This is a genomic window from Lactobacillus sp. C449L, assembly GCF_059900815.1.
In genome coordinates this window covers 1-410 of sequence record NZ_JBWXGA010000388.1, presented here as the reverse complement: position 1 = coordinate 410, position 410 = coordinate 1, and the positions used below count along the sequence as shown (strand labels likewise).

Annotated in this window: 1 protein-coding gene; it reads right to left on the bottom strand. The window is 54.4% G+C overall.

Annotation, left to right across the window (positions count from 1 at the left end):
* A partial coding sequence (locus tag AC2JF9_RS09920; protein ID WP_500727437.1) for a helix-turn-helix transcriptional regulator occupies window positions 1-289 on the bottom strand: 289 nt, incomplete at its 3' end.
* Window positions 290-410: the final 121 nt, after the last annotated feature.

Here is a 410-nt window from a genome sequence, read left to right as displayed (position 1 = left end):
GATGGGCTCTCGTGGCGCGACGCGGGTCCGGACGCATCACATAACGGGCATTGGCAAGTTCATATCGTTTTTGAAGAAGCAGGAACTCCTCTGCCTCGACGCCGAACACCTCTTCCAGCGCCACCGCCATTTTCGCGTCGAGCGGCGTCTTGTCCGACGTAATCCGATTGATCTTAGTTTCGTCCTCCTCCAGCACGATTGCCAATGTACGCTTAGTCCAACCCCGGTCCTTCAGAAGCGCTTCAATAAGCTGCCCTGGAGTTCGGTAGTCACTAGGTTGAACGGTCATGCATCCCCCTTGAACTCTAAAACAACTGCTTCGCAGTCTCGCGCGGTTTGCGCTATTATGCAAACTGCACGGAATGCTTGATAGAGCATGTCGGGTCGCTCTTGTCGCTCCTATGAACAAG